General features: G+C 43.9%; 12 protein-coding genes. All 12 read left to right on the plus strand.

The window, feature by feature from the left end:
• Positions 1-22 precede the first annotated feature (22 nt).
• The 12 genes from leuD to ASG93_RS31880 all read left to right on the plus strand — a co-directional run bounded on the left by leuD (position 23) and on the right by ASG93_RS31880 (position 20,133).
• Positions 23-628, plus strand: coding sequence for a 3-isopropylmalate dehydratase small subunit (leuD, locus tag ASG93_RS31825; RefSeq protein WP_056838865.1), 606 nt, complete (start codon positions 23-25; stop codon positions 626-628).
• Positions 629-2,637: 2,009 nt separating this feature from the next.
• Positions 2,638-4,077, plus strand: coding sequence for an N-acetylmuramoyl-L-alanine amidase family protein (locus tag ASG93_RS31830; RefSeq protein WP_082615214.1), 1,440 nt, complete (start codon positions 2,638-2,640; stop codon positions 4,075-4,077).
• A 67-nt stretch (positions 4,078-4,144) separates the two neighbouring features.
• Positions 4,145-4,729: a GerMN domain-containing protein gene (locus ASG93_RS31835; protein WP_056838869.1), complete on the plus strand. Its 585-nt coding sequence runs from the start codon at positions 4,145-4,147 to the stop codon at positions 4,727-4,729.
• Positions 4,730-4,758: 29 nt separating this feature from the next.
• On the plus strand, positions 4,759-7,473 hold the full coding sequence (locus ASG93_RS31840; RefSeq protein ID WP_056838872.1) for an S-layer homology domain-containing protein: 2,715 nt from the start codon (positions 4,759-4,761) through the stop codon (positions 7,471-7,473).
• A 192-nt stretch (positions 7,474-7,665) separates the two neighbouring features.
• On the plus strand, positions 7,666-8,337 hold the full coding sequence (nth, locus tag ASG93_RS31845) for an endonuclease III (RefSeq protein WP_056838874.1): 672 nt from the start codon (positions 7,666-7,668) through the stop codon (positions 8,335-8,337).
• A gap of 26 nt (positions 8,338-8,363) precedes the next feature.
• Positions 8,364-8,639 carry a hypothetical protein gene (locus ASG93_RS31850; RefSeq protein WP_029193089.1) on the plus strand — a complete coding sequence of 92 codons (276 nt, stop codon included), beginning with the start codon at positions 8,364-8,366 and terminating at the stop codon, positions 8,637-8,639.
• Between the two features lie 171 nt (positions 8,640-8,810).
• A complete protein-coding gene (locus ASG93_RS31855) occupies positions 8,811-12,509 on the plus strand; it encodes a dynamin family protein (protein WP_056838876.1) in 3,699 nt (1,232 codons plus the stop codon).
• A gap of 270 nt (positions 12,510-12,779) precedes the next feature.
• On the plus strand, positions 12,780-14,621 hold the full coding sequence (locus ASG93_RS31860) for an ABC transporter ATP-binding protein (RefSeq protein ID WP_056838879.1): 1,842 nt from the start codon (positions 12,780-12,782) through the stop codon (positions 14,619-14,621).
• Positions 14,618-16,465 (plus strand): ABC transporter ATP-binding protein, encoded by a 1,848-nt coding sequence (locus ASG93_RS31865; RefSeq protein WP_414858903.1) that lies wholly within the window; start codon positions 14,618-14,620, stop codon positions 16,463-16,465. Before ASG93_RS31860 ends, ASG93_RS31865 begins: the two co-directional genes overlap by 4 nt.
• 868 nt (positions 16,466-17,333) lie before the next feature.
• The gene (locus ASG93_RS31870; RefSeq protein ID WP_200984555.1) at positions 17,334-18,149 is read left to right on the plus strand and encodes a GDSL-type esterase/lipase family protein; all 816 of its coding nucleotides are present in this window, start codon (positions 17,334-17,336) and stop codon (positions 18,147-18,149) included.
• A gap of 14 nt (positions 18,150-18,163) precedes the next feature.
• Complete coding sequence (locus tag ASG93_RS31875) at positions 18,164-19,126, plus strand: ABC transporter ATP-binding protein (RefSeq protein ID WP_056838884.1); 963 nt, start codon at positions 18,164-18,166, stop codon at positions 19,124-19,126.
• Positions 19,127-19,140: 14 nt separating this feature from the next.
• Positions 19,141-20,133, plus strand: a complete 993-nt coding sequence (locus ASG93_RS31880) for an ABC transporter permease (RefSeq protein WP_056838885.1) — start codon at positions 19,141-19,143, stop codon at positions 20,131-20,133.
• Positions 20,134-20,158 lie beyond the last annotated feature (25 nt).

Raw genomic sequence — 20,158 nt, forward strand, 5'->3', positions numbered from 1 at the left:
AAACTTTAAGGAGAATGAAAACATGGAAGCTTTTAAACAACATACAGGCCTAGTCGGTCCTGTAGATCGCGTGAATGTAGATACAGATGCCATTATTCCTAAGCAATTTCTGAAAAGAATTGAGCGTTCCGGTTTCGGTCAATTCCTCTTCTTCGAATGGAGATGGGATGAAGCGGGCAACGTTATCGAGAACTTCCCACTAAACCAAGATCGTTATCAAGGCGCTTCCGTTCTGCTTTCCAGAGCGAACTTCGGCTGCGGATCTTCCCGTGAGCATGCACCTTGGGCTATTCAAGATTTCGGCTTCCGCGTTATTATTGCACCGTCTTATGCGGATATCTTCTACAACAACTGCTTCAAAAACAGCATTCTGCCAATCAAGCTATCGGAAGAGCAAGTTGATGATTTGTTCGCTCGTACAGCGAAGCATGAAGGCTACAAGCTGAATGTCGATCTTGAGAACAAGACCCTCACTGATGAGTACGGCTTGAAAATTCAGTTTGATTTGGATGAGCACCGTCGTCAATTCCTGCTGCAAGGCTTGGATGACATTGGCTTAACACTTCAACATGAAGAGAAAATCACAGCTTATGAGCAAGCACACCAAAAACGTTTGGCTTATAAATAAAAAATGATAATAGAAGACGCAATCAATGAGCTCTTGCATTGGTTGTGTCTTTTTTTTAAAGTTTCGAGGTAGAGCTTAGGGTTCCCCCTTTCTAATTTTTTCGTCAGCTTCTCAATTCGCCTAATGATGAAAGTCGATAGGGGACAAAATAAAGACTGCTTCGAGCAACGTGTCGGAGAGGGGAAATCGTTCGTCCCGTCTCGACTGGGTCCGCCTATGCAGAATCGCTTGTCCGCTGCGGCCAATTGATGTAGTGACTCATTTAGGCGTCAATCACCGAACGGCTGTTCGAACGCGGCAGTTGCTCTGCACGAAAGGATGGTTTTCCGCTGTCACAAGGGCAGCAGGGAAAAACGACGTGCGATACGAACTTCAACGAAATGCAGATCAGCTTTTGTAGAATGGCTGCATTTTTACATCCTTTTTACCTCTTATTTAGCTCGGCAAATAAAATGCCTGCAAAAATACACTTTTTCGCAGCTACTTCTCAGGTACAAGCAGAAATGCTGCAATAATACTGTATATTTGCAGAAATTCTTCTCTAATCGTCGGACTCGATTGAAAAGACTGCACTTATGCATGCTTTTCGGTAGATAAGAGAGAGAGTATAAGTTTTATACTTTTGGCTCGCATCTACCTTGACAAACGCGCTCGTCCCAGAAGGACGACGGAGTCGTTTATCCTTATATGTTTTGGGTTTGGGTAAATCGAAGCTTCCCCCTTATTTATTGGGTTGCCGTTGAATCGGATGTATTCATTACTAAAGTGAGGGGAACACGTGGAAGTGACTTGATCATGACAAAAACAAGCTTAATATTGGAGTATCCGTTCGGACCTCCGTAATGTTTGCTGATACGATGAAATTTATCTCTAAAGTGGGGGAATGGTGCTAGAGCGCAGTGAGAAGCCGTCTCGGAGGCGCGAATGCATCGAAAGTGGTGCGAGACGTCTGAAAAGGACCTCTCAGCTGCTGAGAGCGGGTGAGCTAGCTATTTTTCGTCTGAGAAGGCAGAAAAGGCTGTCTTGGAGGCGCGAATGCATCGAAAGTGGCGCGAGACGTTAGAAAGGGACCCCTCAGCTGCTGAGAGCGGGCGAGTTAGCTGTTTTTCGTCCGGAGAAGGAGAAAAGGCGGTCTCGGGGTGTTCGCGGATATATATATTGGATTGAAGAGCGGTTAAGGAAAAGAGTGGAAGACAGCCCAATGTAGAACAAAAGAGGGATGGGTGTTAGGTTGGAAAGGTGCTTTGCGGTAAACCCTACATCCATCCCTCCCTCAAGTACAAAGGTATGGGTATGCACGCAAAAGGACCGTCAGGATGCCCTGACGGTTTTTCTTAAGAGTTTCTATGTTCTGGGTTGGAGCGAACTTTAATGAGAAGAAGTGACACGTTTGTGGTAAAACTGCAATAATACATGTTTTTTTTCTTTGAATAGCTCCTATTCATAAATACCTGCAATTGTGCAGGCTTTTCTAGTCTTTTTTAATTTCAGGGTGGAAAAGCTAAAAATCCCTGCATAATAGCAGGAGTTTCCTTTATATCAAACGATTTTAGCAAAATACCTGCACTTTCGCATTTATTGTGGGCCTTAATAATAGTTCTCCTCGTCATTGATGAAGCCCTAAGGGGATTCAGCTGCAAACCGCTAAACTCTTCTTGTACATCAGAGAACAGCGAATAGTCCCTTCTAAAGAAATTTGCCAAGTAATATCCACAACCATCCTTTACACCAAAGACCTGAGGCAGAAGCTGCGGTTTTTTCTTGGTTCAAGTTGCAAGTATTCTCAAATATTCAGACCTAGCTTATGGCTAGGTTTTTTTATTCTTCTTTTTTTGCAACTTTTGGCAGTTTCCCACGTCTAATAGATTACTAGATTGTCGATTGGACGGAGGTTTTGCTGTCGGGCATATGATAATTTTGATACATTAGACACGTTGCTGCCAGTTTTTAGAAGATAGAGTTTAAGAGTTTGAGTTTACAATCCCAATCCCGACATTACATAGAGGTGAATGATGAAATTTCCTGCATTTTATATAATGCTGCTAGTTTGCATGCTGCTTCTTCCTTCCTATGCGATGGGAGCTGAATCCACCAGTGGAATTAAGCTTTACATGAATGAAAAAAAGCTGGTATCTAACGAAGTCCAGCCCCGAATAGTAAATGGCAATACGATTGTACCTGTAAGAATTATCGTTGAAGAAATTGGCGCCAAGGTGAGTTGGGATGAACCAACACGCAAGGTAACGATCGTCAAAGACGATATGAACATTCAATTGGTTATCGACAGTAAAACGGCTCTGATTAAAGGCAAGAAGGAGAATTTGGAAGTAGCGCCAATCATCGAAAAAGGCAACACGATGCTTCCACTACGTTTCATTGGTCAACTTATGGGTATTGAATTTAAATGGGACTCTTTAACCTCATCTGTTCATATGTTTAAAAAAGATGATTCCGATTCCAAACCAGTCACAGGACCCATCGATGTTGTAGAAGACCCCAATCATGGCGAAGTAACGCCTCCAAAACCGTCGGTGCCAGGTACAGGTACAGATCCAGGAACGATAAAACCCGATCCTAATGCCCATTTATTGACTTCGATTGTGCTATCTGAGAAGGAGTTAACCGTAACCGCGAAAGACGGCTCTTTAGTTCCGACAATGATGAAATTATCGAACCCGAATCGCATCGTGTTTGACTTTCCTAACACATCTTTAGATCCTTCTCTTCAAAAATTGCTTGTAAATAATGCAGGTGAGCTGCCATCTAAGCATCCTCTAGTTGAGAAAGTGCGCTTTTCTAACTTTTCTGATAACCCGGCTACAGTGAGAATTATTTTGGATTTGAAAGGTTCAGCTGACTATCGCATTCAACCTTCTAAGAATCCAAATCAATGGTCAGCCGCGATTGTGGAGCATCAGTTAACCGTGGTGATTGATGCAGGGCACGGTGATAATGATCCTGGTGCATTATCCATAACTGGCAAGCATGAGAAGGATTTTACACTTGCTACAGCGAAGAAGGTAGAGAAGCTTCTTGTTCAGGACAAGCGTGTTAACGTCCTTATGACTCGCTCTGATGATACGTTTATTCCACTGGATGGCCGGGTTTCTTTTGCGAACGACATTCAAACAGATCTATTCCTATCGATTCACGGGAATAGCGCCAATGCTACGGTATCGGGAACGGAAACGTATTATAACAGACCGGAAAGCTTAGCTTTTGCTAACGTCATCCACAAAAATGTGGTTGCCGCTGCAGGACTTCCTGATCGCAAAGTACGTCAAGCTGATTTCAGGGTCATCACGAAAACGACTATGCCGGCTGTCCTGGTCGAAGTGGGGTATTTGTCTAATAAGAACGATGAATCTGCCATGTTTAAGGAAGCTTTCCAAGACAAAGTAGCAGCTTCTATCGTTGCTGCCTTCAAAGAATACCTGAACCTCAAATAAGACGAAAGCTTTAAGCATATGCTTTCGAAGTTCGTTTTGCTATGCAAAACGCTAAGGAGTGAGTGAGATGACCAAAACAAGTCGCCTATTCTATGGGGTGGTTCTTGTAAGTGCCATCACGTTGTCTGTAACTGCCTGCGGTCAGAAAGGTCAGCTCGTCGGTGGAGCAACACCGCAAGCTACGATTGTGCCGACCCCTACAAAGATGGTACAAAGTCCTGCACCAACCCCAACGGCAACACCAGAACCTTTAAAGCAAAAAAAGGTCAAAGCCTTTTACAGTGATCAGGACGAGATGAAACTTATAGAAAAAGAAGTAACAGTCAGCTACAAGCAGGACGCTGACGTATATGAAGCCACACTAAATGCACTCAAAAAGAGTGATGATCCTAAAGCGATTCCTTTATTTGATGATCTTACATTCACTAGCACTTCGTTTGATAAAGCGAAGGGTGAATTGAAGATTGATCTCAAATTTGGTCCCAAAACGCAATTAGGCGCTCCGGGTGAGGAGTTGTTCTTACAAGCTTTGAAGAAAACCGTGTTTCAATTTCCAGAAGTGAAGTCTTTATATGTACTTAAAAACGGCAAACAAGTGGATAGCTTAATGGGGCATCTAGAGCTTCCGTATCCAATTAAACGACCTAATTAAATGCAGTAGCAGAGGAGTATAAATCAATAATGAGAAACAAGAAATTAGCAAGTGCAATTGTTAGCTCTTTAATTATGACAAGCCTGGCAGGGATGCCAGTTTTGGCGGCAGAGTCAGTAAATACGACATCAACTAGTAATGTAAGGCTTTCTTTCCCTGACGTAAAATCGGACTATTGGGGTATTCGACATATATCCAAACTTGCTTTGGAAGGCATTATTGAAGGCTACGAGGATGGCGCATACCGGGCAGAGAACTCGGTTTCACAGCAAGATGTTCTTATAATGGCAACTCGAATGATGGGTTTGCAAGGCGATGTAGACGCAATGACAACAGCAACGGTGTTTCCCGATTTCATGCTGGTTGATAATTATGCGCGTAATTATGTAGCAATTGCTCTCCAAAAAGGCTTAATCTCCAACGAGGAAGAGAAAGCGAGAAGCCAAGGCGATAAGTCCAAAGATAAATGGGGACAACGCAAGGCAACAAGAGAATGGGTAGCTGAAGTAGTGATTCGCGCGATCGGTAAGGCTGCAACCGCACAAAGCTTATCGACAACACCGACGGCTTTCAAAGATAATAATGATATTAGCAGCACAACGTTGGGATTTGTTAATGCAGCTGTAGCTTTGAAGGTTGTAGACGGCTTTGAAGATGGCACGTTCCAACCTAAAGGGGCAGTCACGCGTGCTCAAATGGCCGCTTTTTTGAGCCGCTCCCAAAAGGAGCTAGCTACATTGCCTTCACGTGCTGTGAAAGGGTACATGACAAGCTTAACGAGCGGCACTATTGGCCTTATGGATAAAGATGGGAATACGAGTACATATAAACTATCGCCGAACACTGTTTTCTTTGGGAATAAAAATGATACCGCAATTACTGCGAAAACGCTGCAAGAAACGTTTGAAGTCTCTCTCGTTCAAGTGAATGGAACAGCCTATTATGTTGAAATCATTAGTGATGAGCTTCAGCTGGATATCCATGAAGGTAAATTATTGAAATTGAATATGAGCAGCCTCAAGGCAACATTGGATGATTTTGAGAGCTATGATTTAGCGCCGGATGTCGCTGTAACAGATGCAGATGGACGCGGGCTAAGCCTAGGAGATATCGTAAATGGCAGTACAATTCAATTGCGTAAAAGCAAGATCGTCAAAAGTGATAAATATACGTCCATCATCGTTCAACAGGTACCCGTTAATAAAACAGCAGACGGCGCGATTCAAACGCTTAACAAAGATGCCATGCAAATTACGCTTCTTGACACCGTATCAGGGCAGCCTGAGACCTATGGTTTCTCAAGCAATTTGATTGCGACTTTACCAGATAACAGCCTCGTAGATATCAATTCTCTTCATGTAGGAGATTCGGTTGAGTATACGGTTAAGAACAGTGAAATTGTGAAGATCGTTATTAAAAAGCAAGCGGATGTCGGTATAAGTGTTGAGGGGACTTTGAAAGCGCTTGGCGATGACAAAACATTTTTAACAATAACCAAATCTGCTGGCGGGACATTAGCATCCTATGTTCTTAGCGATAACGTGCAAGTGAGAATTAATGGTTTAGCTACGGCTGGTATTTATGATATCGCTTCAGGAGATCAGCTTAAGCTGGATGTTTTGAACAACAAAGTAACTTTAATTACGGTAACCAACCGTTCTATTGAGAACTTATACTTTGCCAAAATTATTTCATACGATCAAGCATCGAAATTATTAACCGTTATCGATAATACAGGTAAACCGCATGCTTATATTTTAAAAGATACAGTTTCCATTTCATATGCAGGAGTGAAGCTTCCTTTTGCAAACTTCAGCAGCACATTTACGGCAGGGAAATATGTAGATTTACTTGTGTCTAAAGATAACGTCACTCAAATTCAAATGTCCTCCCAATTGGATGGCGCACTAACGCAATTAAATTTACAAACGAATGATATTACATTGAAAACGGACAGCGGTCAAAGCTTGACGTTCAAGCTTAATTACGCTCCACAGGTTGAGCTTGCGAATAAGCCTAACAGCACACTGTCTGATTTAAAAGTTGGGGACAATGTTAGCCTATTACTAAGCTTCGATCAGGGAATTGTCACGAAAATTGTGACGAGTAAAACAGCACTTTATAAAACAATTTTAACGAATGTGAACAGCAAGCAAATTACCGTTACGGATGAGGCGAACACTTCTTATGTCCTTTCCCTGGATGGTGTTCCAATCGTCAAAGCGGATCAAAGTGTAGGATCTATTACAGACGTTGCTCTTGATGATTATGTAAAGCTTACGTTCAAAGGTCTAGCTGTTGTGAAAGCAGAGCTCATAAGTCCCGTACGCGGTAAGGTTACAGCTGTGAATGCGGCTAGCGCAAGCTTAACCGTTCAAGATTTTTCAGGTAAAAGTCAAGTGATTAACGCAGGCAGCAACTATGACGTTAAACTTAATGGCGGCGTTCCATGGAGTTTCACCTCCATCAAAGTAGGCGATCGTGTTGAAGTGATGAAAGACGCCAATGACAAGATGATTATTCAAGTAGCTGTAGGATCCAAGCGGGAAGTGGATAACTACAATAACGTTGTGAACCAATTTTACTTCAAAGCTACAAGCTCCGGAGAAAAAACGGCTTATAGTATTTTCCCAAGAGCTTATTTCCATAAAGGAACAGATGTTGTGTCGGCATCCTCTTTTGCAGCTGGAGATCAAGTAACGCTTTATGTGTTAGACGATAAAATTGTTGAGATTGAGAAATAATTTTGAACAAAAATAAAGTTCATCCGTCTGTATATTAGGAGCTTGACTTCTAAGGCAGACGGTTTTTTTCTATTTATAAAAAAAATATGGCAATTATTTAGAAAATGTTCGCATTTTGACGCTTTCAAGCATTGATTCTAACGCCACAATTCGCTACACTGGAGATTATTACGACCCTAAGGAAGTAAAGACATGACACAGAAGCTAGTAAGGCATATTTTGGATACAATCGGTGAGCTCTTTCCGGATGCACATTGCGAGCTGCGCCACAGTAATCCGTTTGAATTAACGATTGCTGTATTATTATCGGCTCAATGCACCGATGAAACCGTGAATAAGGTGACATTGGATTTATTTCAGAAATATAAGCGTCCTGAAGATTACTTGGCCGTTCCACTTTCGGAACTGGAGCAAGACATTCGACGGATTGGATTATTTCGAAATAAGGCAAGCAATATTCAAAAATTGTGTCAATTGCTGCTGGACAAGTTTGAAGGCGAAATTCCAGAGAAGCACGAACACTTGGTCGAACTGCCAGGCGTAGGCCGTAAAACGGCAAATGTCGTCGTATCGAACGCTTTCGGGGTTCCTGCAATAGCAGTAGACACCCATGTTGAGCGAGTCTCCAAAAGACTAGGATTAGTTGGCTGGGACGATTCGGTGCTTGAAGTTGAAAAGAAGCTGATGAAGAAGGTTCCGCGTGAAGAGTGGACTCAAACGCATCATCGTCTTATATTCTTCGGTCGGTATCACTGCAAAGCTCAGAATCCGCAGTGCACGATATGCCCATTGCTCAGCAATTGCCGTGAGGGTAAGAAACGTATGAAACCAAGTGCAACTAGGAAAACTATTACAAACAAATGATATGCAGACAAAGGATGGGATTTGAAATGAAATGCATCGCCGTATACACCAATAGCTTTGAACTGTTCTCTGATATTTATGAGCAAGTGATTAACACGCCCCTAGCCGATAATGAGGAAAAAGTCATTGAAGGTGTAACAGTCAGTGAATCCGGTGAAGTTCCTCAGAATTACATAGACAAGATGAAAACGAAATCCGAAGTCGTTGTTATGAAAGTAAAAGACTCCGACATTACGATTTTGCAGCATCGCGATGTCTTTGAGATTTTCTTGCCGGAAAAAGAAAAAGCAGTAATGTCCTAAAACCTAAATCTCCCTTTGGGAGATTTTTTTCTGTAGATAAGAAAGTATAAGTTTTATACTTTTGCTTCGCATCTACCTTGACAAACGCGCTCGTCCCAGAAGGACGACGGAGTCGTTTGTCCTTGGTTATGTTTGGAGAGAAGAACGGATCATAAGGAGCGGAATGGACGTATGACGCAAATGGTGGATATAAGCATCTCGGTCATGCCGGATGCGATCAGGAACATGCAGATTAATCTGCAAGCAAAAGGGGATTACGACAACGCAAGCAAGCTAGGTCAGCTGCTTGATAAAATAGCCGCTGGACGGATGAATATAGCGTTCTGCGGCCATTTCTCAGCGGGGAAATCGACCCTGATTAATCAGCTTTGTGGGCATGCTTTACTGCCGTCCAGCCCAATACCAACAAGTGCAAACATTGTGAGTATTCGTAATGGAGCACCTGGAGCACATGTAACACATCGTATGAAGGATGGCACAACAAACAACCAGGTAAAACCGAAGACGATTGCGCTTGAAGAATTAGAAGCATATTGCGTCAATGGTACAGATATTGAAACGGTAGAGATTACTTATCCGATTCCATTTCTAGACAGTCACACGGCGCTGCTTGATACGCCTGGAATTGATTCTACGGATGATGCCCATCATCAATCTACGGAGTCGGCCTTACATCTAGCCGATGTAGTTTTCTATGTTATGGATTACAATCATGTTCAATCTGAAGTTAATCTTGCGTTCACAAAGAAGATGAAGGAGTGGGGCAAGCCGCTCTATCTGATTGTGAATATGATTGATAAGCACAAAGAATGGGAGCTTCCTTTTGAACAGTATCAGGAGGGGACGAAGCAAGCTTTCTTGAGCTGGGGCATCGAGCCGGATGATTTGCTGTTCGTGACCATGAAGGAGCCGAGCCATCCGCATAATGAGTATGCGAAGCTGCAATGGCTCCTAAGCCGTTTGATTGAGCGCGGGGATGATCTGCGAAGCTTCAGCATCGACGCATCCGCGCGTTATCTTGCAGATGAGCACGGCAAGTGGTTGGCTGATCAGCATGAGCCGCAGAAAGCGGCGCTTATGGAGCAAATCAGCCAGGAAAGTGACGTGCAAGAGGTTCAGGCGCAAGCTGCTGCGAAGCAGGAAGAGCTTGCAGCGGTGAAGGGACGGCCGGAAGCGTTAACGGCGGCGCTCCGTAAGGAAGTTGGCATGATTATCGAGAATGCCAATATAACACCAGCCTTGACCAGGGACCAGGCTCATGCGTATTTGGAGAGCCGTAAACCCGGGTTCAAGGTAGGTTTTTTCTCCAGAGCTGCGCAAACTGCTCTAGAGACGGAGAAACGCCTGGGCGCGTTTCAGGCGGATTTGGCTGAACAGGTAGAAGCGCAGCTGGATTGGCATCTACGAGATGCTTTGAAGAAGGCTTCTCAGGAGCAAGGGCAGCATGATCCTGCCCTGACAGAGCAAATCGAAGCACTGAAGGTTGATGTGACGACACAGTGGCTCGCAGCACAAGTGAATGCTGGCGCAACCTTTGGCGGCGAATATACGCTCAACTTCATGAAGCAGTTGTCAGCTGATATTAAACAGCAGTACCGAAAGCAGGCTTTTGCGGTGATTGATCTAATCGCGGCAGCAGTCCGCGAAGGGGGGGCGCAAGCGGCTGACGCGCTTGCGGCAGAGCTCGAAGCGCTGGGCGTTCGCCTCAGCGCTTGCCGGGAACTGCAGCGCCTCGAGGAAGCCGAGGCGGAGGCGGTGGCCCAGCTGCTGCGCATGGCCAGCTGGCCTAGACCGTCTGCGCCGGCGCTGCCGGCTGCGCAGCAGTACACGGCCATGGAGGAGACGGCAGCCGTCCCGCTGAGCGGGGGGCTTCACGTGACCTCCATGGGCACAATCCTGCAGGCCGCCGCCACAGCGTCGGCGGCCGCAGGCACTGCAGTTGCCCCAGCGGAGGCAGCTGCATCAGCGCCTACCGCGTTCACCTCGGGTGAACACGGTAAGCGCATGGAGCGCAAGGCCGCCGACTTGCAGGCGGCCTCAAGCCTCATCGAAGGCCTGCCGTCGATGAGGTCGATCGCGCGCTCCATGCGCGAGAAATCGGAACGTCTGCGGCAGCGGACGTTCACGATTGCCCTGTTCGGCGCCTTCAGCGCCGGCAAATCCTCTTTCGCCAATGCGTTGATTGGTGAAAGAGTGCTGCCGGTTTCGCCGAACCCAACGACGGCGGCGATCAATAAGATCATGCCGCCGCAGGAAGGTTGGCCGCATGGCACAGCCAAGGTCAGGATGAAGAAGACGGACGCGATTATGCAGGACGTTCTCTATTCTTTGGACATACTTGGCGTGCAGGCGACAGACATGGCTTCAGCCCTCAAACGCATAAGCGCACTTTCTCCGGCGGACGTTACGGCCAAAGGGAAGCCGCACTATTCCTTCCTGAAAGCAGTAGAGAAGGGCTGGGCGTTAGCACAAGATCATTTAGGCACAGAACTAAAAATCACCAAAGACGAATTCCCAAGCTATGTCGCAGACGAATCCAAGTCCTGTTTTGTTGAATTTATCGAATTATATTATTCCAATCCATTGACGGAACAAGGCATTATATTCGTTGATACGCCAGGGGCTGATTCCATTAATGCCCGCCATACCGGGGTAGCTTTTAACTATATTAAAAATGCGGATGCTATTCTTTTCGTTACTTATTACAATCATGCCTTCTCGCAGGCAGACCGCGAATTTCTTTTGCAGCTCGGTCGTGTGAAGGATAGCTTCGAGATGGATAAAATGTTTTTCATCGTCAATGCGGCTGATCTTGCCGCTAGCTCGGAAGAATTAAATGGCGTTATTAAACATGTGGAAACGAATTTACTGCAGCACGGCATTCGAAATCCGCGTATTTATCCAATTTCCAGTTATTTGGCCGCAGAGGGCAAAATAACAGGTAACGATGCGTTGGTTACCCAATCTGGCATTCAGCCATTTGAGCAAGAATTCGTGAAGTTTACGTTCAATGAGCTTAGCGATGTCGCTATCCATGCTGCTAATTTGGAGCTGAATCGCGCGATTGCTACCATGCAGCAATGGCTGGAGCGAGCGCAGTCTGGGGAGGAAGAGCGTAAGCTTCAGTTAACCAAGCTCGGTCAGGCGGAGCATACCGGAACTGAACTGCTAGAAAATACCCTGTATGACGCGGAGCTTAAAGAATTAAAGAAAGAAATTCAGGAGCTTTTGTACTACGTCAAGCAGCGCACGATGTACCGCTTTGGTGAATTGTACAATTATGCTTTTAATCCATCAACCTTCAGGGATGATGCCAGAGATCCGAAGCAAGCTCTGCAATCCGCATGGGGTGAACTGCAGCGGATGATTGGCTACGATTTATCTCAAGAGGTTTTGGCCACAACGCTTCGGGTCGAAAATCGCATGAATTTGATTAGCAAGAGCCGTGTAAAGCGCTGGGAAGAGCAGCTTGGTGAGTTGCTGGAAGGTTTCGAAAGTGGAACATATGAATCAAATAAGTTTGTGACACCTGAAATTACGTCTAACCTTGATGTTCCAGATGTAACCTTGAAGCTGCTCCAAAGTCATTTCAAAAATGCGAAGCAATTTTTCGAAGGCGATGGCAAAAGCAAGCTCAGAGCAGATTTGGAAAACCGGATGAACACGCCGGTTGCAGAATTTATCGAGCAGCAAACATTGGAGCTTGAACAAGCTTATGCGAACCAGTTGGAAAATTGGCTAGCAACACAGAAAAATCTGATGCTTCAGGAGCTGAATGAACATGCTGAAGGGCTTCGCGATGCTCTCGAAATGAAGATTGATTTGAACGAACTTATATCCAAACAGCATCAATTAAAGGCTTTTGTTTAATGATTAAACAAATGGGTTGGTCAGGTTCTATTGAACTTGGCCAACCCTTTTTTGCGTATTGCCATGTAAGGGCTTACATCGATGGGTATCGGGATGATTTTAAAGAATAGGGGGGATTCCTGCAAGTTTTTGTGAAGTTATGGGCATTTAAGCGTTTAAATCCTCGTATCCTCTGATTGCTCGCTAATAGGGATGGTGTTAAGATTCATTAGGTAATAAAACGCTTTCTAAGCTTTTCCAATTTATCCTTCTTGAGGAGGGGGCCCCAGAGTGGAAGTGTTCAGGCAACTGAAGCCGTATTTTTGGCCAGAGAAAAAATTGTTTTTTGGAGCCATTTTATGTTTAGCAGTGGCAACCGCGCTCGGTCTTGTTTATCCGAATTTACTGCGGTATTTAATCGACGACGTAATCACGAAGAAACAATTTGAGCTAGTTCCCAGATTAGCGCTTGTAGTCGTACTGGTCGTTTCAATGAAGGGAATGTTTCAATTTCTTCACGGCTTATGCGGAGGTCGTCTAGGTAACCGCGTCGCGTATCATTTACGTAATGCGCTGTACAACAAGCTTCAGTACTTATCCTTTCAGTACTATGATCAAGCAAGAACTGGGGACTTAATGTCTAGATTGACTGCTGATTTGGAGGCCATTCGACAGTTTATCGGCTTCGGCTTTGCTCAGCTTTTAAACGTGATGTTGATGCTAGTTTTCGGTATGGGGATGATGTTTTCGATTAACTGGAAGCTAGCTTTACTTACGATGATTACGATGCCATTTCTGGCGTTTACTGCCATTCGGTTTGAAGGTAAAATTCATCCAGCTTTTCGGATGGTACGACAATCTCTCAGTACGATGACAACTGCGGTACAAGAAAATATCACAGGTGTTCGAACGGTGAAATCATTTGCTCGCGAACCTCATGAAGTAACGAAGTTTTCAACACGCAATGAGGATTACAAGGCCATGAATATTGAAACCTCAGGGATCTGGGCAAAGTATTTTCCCATCATGGAGATTTTGGCGAATTTAAGTGTCGTCACTTTGCTCGGAGTTGGCGGGTACATGGTGATCGAGAATACCATTACGTTAGGTGAACTTGTTGCCTGTTTCAGTCTCATTTGGTACATTATTGGACCGATGTGGGGTCTTGGATTTCATATCAATAACTTTACACAAACCAAAGCTTCCGGCGAGAAAATTTTGGAAATTTTGAATCATTATATGCATGTGAAAGATCAACAAAATGCAACTGCTTTGAAGAGTGAAAATATTAAAGGTCATGTACAGTTTGATCATGTGACATTTTCATATCCGGATAAACAGCCTGCACTTTATGATTTCTCGGTTGATGCTCCTCCTGGTTCCGTCATAGGGTTATTAGGCAGCACAGGTTCGGGTAAAACGACAGTAATTTCCTTGCTAATGAGAGCTTATAACGTTAAAGAAGGCAAGGTTATGTTAGATGGTCAAGATATTCGATCTTTGCAAGTAGAAAGCTATCGCAATCAGATCGCTACAGTTTTCCAAGAAACATTCTTGTTTTCCTCTTCAATCCGAAACAATATCTCTTATGGACGTAAAGATGTGACAATGGATGACATTATTCGGGCAGCTAAGCTGTCCAAAGCGCATGATTTCATTATGGAGCTTCCGGAAGGTTACGACACGGTAGTTGGTGAACGCGGATTAGGCTTGTCCGGAGGTCAAAAGCAGCGGATTGCCATCGCTCGGGCACTTATTAAGGATCCTAAAATTCTCGTTCTAGATGACGCGACTAGCGCGGTTGATATGGAAACAGAACATGAGATTCAAGCAGGCTTCGGCGAGGTTATGAATGGCCGTACAACCTTCATCATTGCACACCGGATTTCTTCCTTGAAACATGCCGATGAAATTATTGTTCTGGATAAAGGACGGATTGTACAAAGAGGCACACATCAGGATCTGCTTCAGCAGGAAGGGCTATACCGTCAAACCTATGATATTCAGTATGCGGATGGGCCTGAGAAAACGGCTGCAAGCAGCCAGGCTGCGGCAACGAAGGATACGGAATTGGATTTGGATTTGGATGCATTAAACCATTCTCCATCGCATGAAAGAAGGTTAGCACATTGAGTACTAATTCGACGCAAGCCGAGGCATCTGCCAAAATTGAAGATTCCCAAGCGGGGCAACGATTCGTATATCAAGATGATGAACTGATTGAAAAGCCTTTTGATTGGGGTCAGTTAAAACGATTATTTAGTTATATGAAGCCTTATAAGAAGCAGATGTTGCCTATCATCATTATTATGATGTTGGTAGGAGCAATCACCAAGCTGACCATTCCACTGCTCATTCGTGAAGCCATTGATAATTCCATCATTCCGAAGGATAAGAATCTACTTTTCCTAATCGTTGGCATCATGTTTGCCGTATATGTCATTCAATGGTTAGCCAATACATTCCGTATTAAATATACGAATATGATTGGTCAGCGCGTCATCTACGATCTGCGTCATGATTTATTCAGTCATATTCAGAAGCTGTCGTTTCGTTTCTTCGATACACGTCCGGCTGGCTCTGTGCTCGTTCGAGTCACAAACTATGTGAATTCTTTGCAAGATTTGTTCACGAACGGTGTTGTTAACTTATTAATTGATGTGGTGCAGCTCTGTGGCATTATCATTATTTTATTGACCTTTAATTTCAAATTAGGCGCCGCAATTATCGTGACCGTTCCGATTATGTTTCTTATTTCGACTCAGCTTCGGAAAAAAATTCGTCGTGCTTGGCAGGACGTGACGATGAAGCAATCCCGTCTGAATGCGCATTTAAATGAATGCATACAAGGCATCAAAGTTACACAAGCCTATACACAAGAAAAAGAAAATATTCAATTCTTTACCAAAATGAATATGGTCAATCGGTTGTCTTGGAACCGGGCTTCGATGCTCAACCAATCGTTTGGTCCACTCATTGAAATTACGGGAGCTGTTGGCTATTGTATACTGTTTTGGCTAGGCGCTCATTTAATTCAAACGGAAGAGATATCCGTCGGTTTGTTGGTTGCATTTGCTACCTACATAGGCTATTTCTGGGAACCTATTACGCGGTTAGGTCAAATGTATTCCCAATTGCTCATTGCAATGGCTTCAGCGGAGAGGATCTTCGAGTTTATAGATGAGGAACCAACCGTGGCTGAAATCGAAGGCGCTAAAGATCTGCCGAGCATCCAAGGCAAAGTGAAGTTTGAAAATCTCGTATTTGAGTATGAGCCTGGCAGACCAGCTCTCAACGGTATTAATCTAGATGTACAGGCTGGGCAATCCATCGCGCTTGTTGGTCATACAGGTTCGGGTAAAAGTACGATTATGAATTTACTATGTCGTTTCTATGACCCGAATGAAGGCAAGATACTTATCGATGGTCATGATATTCGAAATGTAACCATTCAGAGTTTGCGCTCTCAAATTGGAGTTGTCCTGCAAGATACGTTTATTTTCTCTGGAACGATTAGGGAAAATATCCGCTTCGGTCGTTTGAATGCTACGAATGAAGAGATTGAATTTGTTGCCAAGGCTGTTCATGCACATGACTTTATCATGAGTTTGCCAAGCGGCTATGATACCGAGGTTCAAGAGCGCGGTAACGTACTCTCGATGGGTCAGCGTCAGTTGCTTTCCTTTGCCAGAGCACTGCTTGCGAACCCGCGTGTTCTTATTTTGGATGAAGCAACGGCTAGTATTGATACGGATACGGAGCTCAAAATCCAGGAAGCTCTCAAAACGCTGCTTGCTGGTCGAACCTCCTTCATCGTCGCGCACCGACTTTCCACCATTCGGAATGCTGATAAAATCGTCGTACTCGATCATGGGCGTATGATGGAGATTGGTAATCATGAGGAACTCATGAAACAACAAAAGATTTACTATGGACTTATTCAAGCCCAATATAAATTTTTGCAGGATGCTGTTTAACGTTCTGAGAAAAAGCTGTTTAGCTGCTTTGGCGGTTAAACGGCTTTTTTCGGTGAATAGAGGAAGTTTAGAGCACGGACGTGAGTTGAATGGGCTGATGGAAAACGGCTTCTCAGCCTACATTTTTCGCAACGATTTTCCCTTACAATAGGCTCCGAAACCGAGCCTATTGTAAGCATCGACAAGTGAGAGCTCGGTTTACGAGCTTATATCATAAGATAAGGCTTCCATGCCTCGTTGCGGCATAACTGATGAATGAAAATTTTTAATTTTCAGGGCAGAATTTATATATGATTTTGGTGACAGAGATGTAACCCTTTAATACAGGTGAGAATATACCTTGCTCCCGCGCTGCGTGCAACTTGTAACGATGTTTTTACAATGTTTTTCATCGTTAAAGTGATAATGTTGAGCGGTATCCCGACTTTAACGATGAAATTGGGGCTGTCGATTAATTGTGGACAGTTTTAAAGTGCACGGACACATACAGAGAATGTATATGATTTTTCGGATACATATACAGAATCAGGGCTCAAATCACGTTTTGTATATGAAATTTCGAATAGAATCGACTGATTCTTTGTGGTCTCCCGCAGAATTTCCGAAGTTATGAACAGTTAATCGACAGGCTCATTTTCAGCGTTGCAGATGAAAACAGTGCTGACATCCGCGCTGCGTGTAGCTTGTAACGCATTTTGTTAAAATACAGCCAACTTCTTTGAAAGCAGCATACTTTTTCAAAATAATTGAAACGGGTAACTCACGCTCTCTTGTGGGCCCGATCCATTTTGCAATGTTTGCAAATTTATTCAAGAAGCTATACTCTTAGAGTGAATTATGCCATTTATTCGCAGGAGGGGACTTCACCTTGAGATCTACTCGTCTTATGTGGGGTGCAATTGGCCTTACAGCTTCGATATCTACGATTGTTTTCGCAGTAGGCTTTGCTTACGCGGCGAATCAAATATGGTTTCCTAAAGCATCCGGAGACCTCAATGTTGTAACGACTACACCTAAGAAAGAAACAATGATTGAGAGCAAAAGTAAGCTTCAGATTGTTGCGCTTGGTGATTCATTAACTGCAGGAACTGGTGATAATACTGGCAAAGGATACGTTGGACGTGTCCGCGAAAAGCTGGAGAAGGAAAGCGGAAAACCGGTATTCGTGCTTAATAATCTGGCGATTCCAGGCTATAAGAGTGATCAACTTCTCTCTGATTTAGCATTGAAAAAGACGCAGGACGCACTCGCTCAGGCGGATATCATTTTACTCACGATTGGTGGCAACGATATTTTTGCTGGTGGGGACGGGCTTTTTACAGGAGAAAATCAGACGGAATTTAACCCAGAGGGTGCACTGAAACGTATAGAACCTGCGCTGGCCAAAATGGAGAAGGTTATTAAAGCGATTAATTTGGCCAATCCGAATGCAACTGTGTTGTATGTTGGCTTATATCATCCTTTTCTTGATTTAGATCCCAAAAAAGAAGGTTCGCTTATTATACAGCGATGGAATAACAGTGTATTTGAGATGATGAATCGTTATCCACATATGGTCATTGTCCCAACCTATGATTTGTTTGAACAAAATTTGATCAAATATTTGTCTTCAGCCGATCATTTTCATCCTAACGGGGACGGCTATGAGCGCATTGCCGATAGGATTGTACAAATTCTGAAGTAGGGGAGGTCATACAGATGGCATTAGAAGCAGTTCCAACCACGGTTTTATCTGTGAAAAATTTAAAAAAACGAATTAAAAATAAAGAGATAATTAAAGGAATTTCATTTGATGTATACGCGGGTGAGATCTTTGGTTTCTTAGGACCCAACGGATCGGGAAAAACAACAACGATTCGCATGCTCGTTGATTTAATACGTCCGACTGAAGGGTCTATTCAGATTTGTGGTCACGATGTTCACAAAGAGCATAATCAAGCGATGCGCCATGTTGGTTGTATCGTCGAGAATCCCGAGCTATACTCCTATTTGACAGGTTGGGAAAATCTTGAGCATTTTGCAAGAATGCTGCCGAATGTCGATGAGAAACGAATCCAAGAGGTTGTGGAGATCGTCTCTATGGACCAACGAATTCACGATAAGGTACGTACTTATTCCCTTGGTATGCGTCAACGACTAGGTATTGCACAGGCACTGCTTGGACGGCCTAGTTTATTGATATTGGACGAGCCGACGAATGGTCTTGATCCACAAGGGATTAAGGAAATGAGGGAGTTCATTCAGCGTTTGGCCGCGGGTGGACTTAGCTTGTTCGTGTCCAGTCACTTGCTTAGCGAAATTCAGCAGATGTGCCATCGTGTAGCCATCATTAGTCATGGTGAAGTCATTCAAGTGGGTGCTGTCGATGAGTTGGTCGCTCAAGGCGGCAAAGTAGTGTGGTCCGTGTCTCCGGTCGAGAAGGCCGAGGGGCTTTTAGAGGCGTCGCCGCTCGTGCTCGGCATTGAGGAAATTTCTCAAGAGAGTCCGATAGGCTTACCCTTGGCGGTGAAACAAATCGTTACTCAAATGGATAAGGAAAACGTCCCGCAGGTAAGTCAGCATTTGATGGAAGCAGGAATTAGCCTCTTTGCTGTAGAAATCAAAAATCCAACACTGGAAGATTTGTTCTTGAGCCTAACCGAGGGTGAAAGAATTGAGTAGGGAAGGTGAAAGAATTGCTTAGTTTATATGCCCTTGTTAAGAATGAATGTATTAAAATGATTAAGAAAAAACGCTTTTATGTTATCCTACTTATACTTCTTGCATTAATCCCTATGTTCACTTATGCTCAAATGCGAGTTGCCCAAAATACACAAAAGCAGTTCGGAACGACTGACTGGAAAGCGGACCAACGGCAGAAAATTGCCGACTGGGAAAAGCGATTAAGCTCGGCTCGAACGCCGGATGAGTGGAAGCAACAGCTTAGAGTGCAAATTCAAATCGCTAACTATTATCTTGAAAAAGATGTGGATCCGAGCACGCCGAATGCGGTTACTTTTACACGCGAGTTTGTGAAAAATGCGGTCGGTTTATTCATTCCGCTCATTATCATGGTCATTTCCGCTGACATCGTATCATCTGAGCATTCTACGGGGACTATTAAATTATTGTTGACAAGACCGGTCCGGCGATGGAAAATCCTATTGAGTAAGTTAATTACGGTTGTCTTCTTTACTTCGCTAACCGTATTGTCCACTGGCGTCTTATGTTATTTGATTTCCGGTGTTGTTTTTGGATATAACGGATGGACGATGCCTGTATTTACAGGTATTAAGCTGACAGGCACGGAAGTGGATTTCAGTCTTGTACGTGCAGTTGATCAATGGTTTTTTCTGATCATGGAGTTTGGATTGGTTTGGTTCTCAGCATTAGTCGTAGCACTCATGTCACTAATGCTATCCGTTCTCATTCGTTCCACAGCAGCAGGTATGGGGGTCATGCTTGCCGTATTAATATCAGGAACCATTCTTTCGAACATGGTGTCGTCTTGGGAAACTGCGAAATATTTGTTTATGGTCAATTTGGACTTAACTAAGTATTTAACAGGTGGCCTTCCGCCAATTAAAGGGATGGACTTGACCTTCTCACTAAGCGTTTTAATTGTGTGGGCGATCGCTTCACTCATCGTTTCATTTACGGTGTTTTCACGAAAAGATGTTTTGAATTAACGGTTATATTAGATAAAGGAGGGCT

The sequence above is a fragment of the Paenibacillus sp. Soil787 genome (assembly GCF_001429545.1).
GTDB lineage: Bacteria > Bacillota > Bacilli > Paenibacillales > NBRC-103111 > Paenibacillus_E.

Coding starts and splice junctions, on each gene's coding strand:
- ASG93_RS31855 (WP_056838876.1), top strand. CDS start 8,811: ATGACGCAAATGGTGGATATAAGCATCTCGGTCATGCCGGATGCGATC.
- ASG93_RS31830 (WP_082615214.1), top strand. CDS start 2,638: ATGATGAAATTTCCTGCATTTTATATAATGCTGCTAGTTTGCATGCTG.
- ASG93_RS31875 (WP_056838884.1), top strand. CDS start 18,164: ATGGCATTAGAAGCAGTTCCAACCACGGTTTTATCTGTGAAAAATTTA.
- ASG93_RS31835 (WP_056838869.1), top strand. CDS start 4,145: ATGACCAAAACAAGTCGCCTATTCTATGGGGTGGTTCTTGTAAGTGCC.
- ASG93_RS31840 (WP_056838872.1), top strand. CDS start 4,759: ATGAGAAACAAGAAATTAGCAAGTGCAATTGTTAGCTCTTTAATTATG.
- leuD (WP_056838865.1), top strand. CDS start 23: ATGGAAGCTTTTAAACAACATACAGGCCTAGTCGGTCCTGTAGATCGC.
- ASG93_RS31850 (WP_029193089.1), top strand. CDS start 8,364: ATGAAATGCATCGCCGTATACACCAATAGCTTTGAACTGTTCTCTGAT.
- nth (WP_056838874.1), top strand. CDS start 7,666: ATGACACAGAAGCTAGTAAGGCATATTTTGGATACAATCGGTGAGCTC.